The organism is Allofournierella sp., assembly GCF_017889395.1.
Lineage (GTDB): Bacteria > Bacillota > Clostridia > Oscillospirales > Ruminococcaceae > Allofournierella.
Genome location: NZ_JAGHKE010000123.1, coordinates 1 through 4,517 on the forward strand (window position 1 = coordinate 1; position 4,517 = coordinate 4,517).

The window sequence follows — 4,517 nt, forward strand, 5'->3', positions numbered from 1 at the left end:
TCCAGCTGGTTCACCAGCACGGTGTTGCCGTTGGCCCGCATCTCGTCCATCATGTTGAGGGCCAGCACCATGGGAATGCCCAGCTCGATCAGCTGCATGGTCAGATACAGGTTGCGCTCGATGTTGGTGGCGTCCACGATGTTGATGATGCCCTGGGGCCGCTCGTTGATGAGGAAGTCCCGGGTCACGATCTCCTCATTGGAGTAGGGCGACAGGGAATAGATGCCCGGCAGGTCCACCACAGTGGCCTCCGGGTGCTTGCGGATCTGGCCGTCCTTGCGGTCCACGGTCACGCCGGGGAAGTTGCCCACGTGCTGGTTGGAGCCGGTGAGCTGGTTGAACAGGGTGGTCTTGCCGCAGTTCTGGTTGCCCGCCAGCGCGAAGGTGATGGGCGTGCCCGCGGGCAGGGCATTTGCGGTGCGGCCCCGCTTGGCGGCAGCTTCACCCAGGCCCGGATGGGCAATGGGCTCCACCGCCCGCAGGTCGTGCTGATGATGGTGCTCGGCCTCCACCTGCTCGGGTGTGCGGGTGTGCACGTCCTCAATGGTGATGCTCTTCGCATCCTCCAGGCGCAGGGTGAGCTCATAGCCCCGCAGCTCCAGCTCGATGGGGTCGCCCATGGGGGCGACCTTGCGCAGGGTCACCAGCGTGCGGGGGGTAAGGCCCATATCCAGAAAATGGCGGCGCAGCGCGCCGGAGCCGTTCACCGCCGTGATGGTGGCGGTTTTGCCGATCGGCAGTTGATCAAGTGTCATTGCGTAAACCCCTCTTTGCAAAAACGGAGCCGAAGCCCCGTTCTTTCTATGTTTCTCAATACTTTATTATAATGCCTATACGCTGCATCAGTGTAGCACCTGCGGATTCAAATGTCAATACAAGGCAAGACGCAGGCGGAGCAGGGGTTTTTTGCACAAAATAAAAGGCCCCGGCACAGCCGGAGCCAGCGGGCAAAGAAGAAATACGGTCAGCTGCGGGGCGGGGTCCACAGCTCGGTGGAGGGCTGCCGGTCCCGGATGCGGCGGGCCACCTCCTGGTGGTGCATCCGGCTGCAGGGGATCTGGCAGCCGTTGGCCAGGGTGAGCACATCCCGGAACAGGTTTTCCACGTGCAGCAGGTTCACCACATAGCTTTTGTGGGTGCGGGCGAAGCCGAAGGGCTCCAGCTTCTGGGCGATCTGGCTGATCTGGCCGCTGAACTGGTAGCTGGCGCTTTCGCCCACCAGGGTGATGCGCCGCACATCCGACTCAAAATAATAGATCTCGCTGTGCTTGATCTGCACTGTGCCCTCCTCACTGGTGAAGCTGTAGTAAAAGTCCGGCGTTTCACAGTGGGTCAGCGCCAGCCAGACCTCCTCCTGCAGGGCCACTCCGGAGAAGGGCCGCACCAGATAGCCGCAGGCCCGGGTGCGGTAGCCGGGAATGGCCCACTGCTCGCTGCTGGCCAGCAGGATCAGACTCATGGCCGGATGCAGCCGGTGCAGCTGGATGGCCGCCGAAAGGCCGGACCCATCCTCGCCCACATCCAGCAGGATCAGATCGAACCGGCGGCCCCGGTTGTATTCATCCAAAAGGGTGCGGCTTGAGTCGAAAAAAACAAATTCCAGCCCCACCCGTTTGTTCAGCGGGGCCAGGCTGTGGAGCAGCTCGGAATTTTCCTGCCGGTCGCGGCCGCACAGTGCGATATAGCGGATCATATAACCAGAAAAACCTCCTGTTTTAGGCGCGGAACGGGGAAAATACCCGGATTTTGATGTAGAAAAAAACGCCTTGGATTTGTTCATTTTGTATATATTATATGGACTTTGGTCAATAAAATCAACCGCTTTTGCTGATTTTGACGGTAAAAGTGCAGATTGTGCGCGAGCTGTACACACTTTGCCAAAAACTTGATATAGTGTTGCCGTGCCCGCTGGAAACGTTTTTTCAAGTGGGTGAGAGAGAAGAAAAAACAGGGCTGAAATCTGCCTTTGGCCAAGGGGCAGGCATCTCGGAACGCCCTGTAACAAGGAGGAACTCTTCATGGCAAATGCTCCCCAAACAGCAGCGCCCGAACAGGGCGGAATGAAAAAGACACTGTCGCTGTGGAACTTCTTCACCATCGGCTTCGGCGCCATCATCGGCACCGGCTGGGTGCTGCAGGTGGGCGACTGGATGGTCACCGGCGGCGGGCCCATCGCTGCGATGATTGCCTTCGGCATCGGTGCACTGTTCCTGGTGCCCATCGGCGCAGTGTTCGGTGAACTCACCGCCGCCATTCCCATTTCCGGCGGCATCGTGGAATATGTGGACCGTACCTTCGGCCACACCCTGAGCTACATCACCGGCTGGTTCCTGGTTCTGGGCAACGGTATCCTGTGCCCCTGGGAGGCCATCGCCATCTCCACTCTGGTGAGCCAGATGTTCGGCGATCTGTTCCCGATTCTGCGGTCGGTAAAGCTGTACAGCATCCTGGGCGCAGACGTTTATCTGTTCCCCACCATCATCGCGCTGGGCTTTGCCTTCTACGTGATCTGGCTGAACTTCAAGGGCGCTTCCAGCGCCGCCAAGCTGCAGGCCTTTTTGACCAAGGCACTGCTGGCCGGTATGCTGCTGGCCATGGGCATCTCCTTCTTCAAGGGCGGCCCCGCCAACATCCTGCCCTCCTTCCAGCAGGTGCAGAGCAGCACCACCCAGACTGCCGGTACCAACATGTTCGCCGGTATCGTGTCCGTTCTGGTTATGACCCCGTTCTTCTACGCGGGCTTCGACACCATTCCCCAGCAGGCTGAGGAGGCCGCTGAGGGTCTGGACTGGAACAAATTCGGCAAGATCATCAGCCTGGCCCTGCTGGCCGCGGGCGGCTTCTACATCATCTGCATCTACTCCTTCGGCACCATCGTTCCCTGGACCGAGTTCATCACCAAGGACGTGCCCGCTCTGGCCTGCCTGAAGGACATCAGCATGATCTTCTATGTGGTGATGCTCATCATCGCCACCCTCGGACCCATGGGCCCCATGAACTCCTTCTTCGGCGCCACCAGCCGCATCATGCTGGCCATGGGCCGAAAGGGTCAGCTGCCCGAATCCTTCGCGGTGCTGGATTCCAAGTCCGGCTGCCCCAAGCTGGCCTGCACCATCCTGGCGGTCATCACCGTGATCGGACCCTTCCTGGGCAAGAACATGCTGCTGAGCCTGACCAACGTTTCCGCGCTGGCCTTCATCTTCAGCTGCACCATGGTGAGCCTGGCCTGCCTGCGCATGCGTTACACCGAGCCCGATCTGCCCCGTCCCTACAAGGTCCCCGGCGGCAAGCTGGGCATCGCCGCCGCCATCGCCGCCGGATCCATCGTGATCCTGCTGATGGTGGTACCCTTCAGCCCCGCTGCTCTGAACGGCGTGGAATGGGGCATCGTTCTGGGCTGGCTGGTCATCGGCCTGATTCTGATGGCCGTTACCAAGGCAGCCAAGAAAAAGTAATTTTCCCCGTGAACCTATAAGCGCCCAAAATACGCTTCGGTACATACACAAACAAAGAAACAGGAGGTTTGTTTCATTATGAGTAAGGTAGCATTCGTTGGCGGTCTGCTGATCGACGGCACCGGCGCCGAGCCGGTCAAGGACTCTCTGGTCCTGGTGGAAGACAAGAAGATCGTATACGCCGGTCCCAAGAAGGAATATGGCCCCGATTACGAGACCCACGACATCACCGGCAAGACCATCATGCCCGGCCTGATCGATACCCATCTGCACTTCTCCGGCAACCTGACCGACGACGACACCGATTGGGTTCTGGAAGATCCCATCCAGAAGACCGTGGTTGCGGTTCAGCAGGCTCACGAGTGCCTGGAGCACGGCCTGACCACCGTTGGTGAGATCAGCCGCAGCGGCCTGCAGATCCGCGATATGATCGAGCGCGGCGTTATGACCGGCCCCCGTGTGGTGGGCACCGGCCTGGGCTTCGCCCGCACCTGCGGCCACGGCGACAGCCACAAGCTGCCCAGCTGGTACAACGACGAGAGCCATCCCTGGGCAGAGCGCGTAGACGGTCCCTGGGAGCTGCGCAAGGCAGTTCGCCGCCGTCTGCGTCAGAGCCCTGACGCCATCAAGATCTGGTCCACCGGCGGCGGCATCTGGCGCTGGGACAAGAAGACCGATCAGCACTACACCTACGAAGAGATCAAGGCCGTTGTGGACGAGTGCAACATGGTCGGCATACCCGTATGGAGCCATGCCGAGGGCTTCGGCGGCGCTCTGGATTCCGCCAAGGCCGGTGTTCATCTGATCATCCACGGCCAGGCTCTGAACGACGAATGCCTGGACATCATGGCGGAGAAGGGCATCTACTTCTGCCCCACCATCCAGTTCCTGCATGAGTGGTTCAAGACCTATCCCCCCGTGTACATTCCCGAGATGCACGACTCTCAGCCCGGTGAGACCGTGGTTGAGAAGGAGCTGAACCGCATCTACGCCAACCTGCGCAAGGCCAAGGCCAAGGGCATCGGCCTGACCATCGGTTCCGACTCCTTCTGCAGCAGCCTG

General features: G+C 60.2%; 4 protein-coding genes. 2 read left to right on the top strand and 2 right to left on the bottom strand.

The annotated features are described in order from the left end of the window. Both J7G73_RS12365 and J7G73_RS12370 read right to left on the bottom strand, forming a co-directional pair. Positions 1 to 755: ferrous iron transport protein A (locus J7G73_RS12365; protein WP_291246477.1), on the bottom strand; the 755-nt coding region annotated here is incomplete at its 3' end. A gap of 209 nt (positions 756 to 964) precedes the next feature. Further along, positions 965 to 1,693: a LytTR family DNA-binding domain-containing protein gene (locus J7G73_RS12370; protein WP_291246478.1), complete on the bottom strand. Its 729-nt coding sequence runs from the start codon at positions 1,691 to 1,693 to the stop codon at positions 965 to 967. Between the two features lie 325 nt (positions 1,694 to 2,018). On the opposite strand from J7G73_RS12370, the gene J7G73_RS12375 reads away from it, so the two are divergent. Both J7G73_RS12375 and J7G73_RS12380 read left to right on the top strand, forming a co-directional pair. Next, positions 2,019 to 3,455 (top strand): APC family permease, encoded by a 1,437-nt coding sequence (locus J7G73_RS12375; protein ID WP_291246479.1) that lies wholly within the window; start codon positions 2,019 to 2,021, stop codon positions 3,453 to 3,455. A 78-nt stretch (positions 3,456 to 3,533) separates the two neighbouring features. Beyond that, positions 3,534 to 4,517, top strand: a 984-nt coding sequence (locus tag J7G73_RS12380; RefSeq protein ID WP_291246480.1) for an amidohydrolase family protein, incomplete at its 3' end; no start/stop codon positions are given.

Excerpts from the sequence above, each read along its gene's own strand:
- J7G73_RS12375 (WP_291246479.1), top strand. The coding sequence starts at position 2,019 with ATGGCAAATGCTCCCCAAACAGCAGCGCCCGAACAGGGCGGAATGAAA.
- J7G73_RS12370 (WP_291246478.1), bottom strand. The coding sequence starts at position 1,693 with ATGATCCGCTATATCGCACTGTGCGGCCGCGACCGGCAGGAAAATTCC.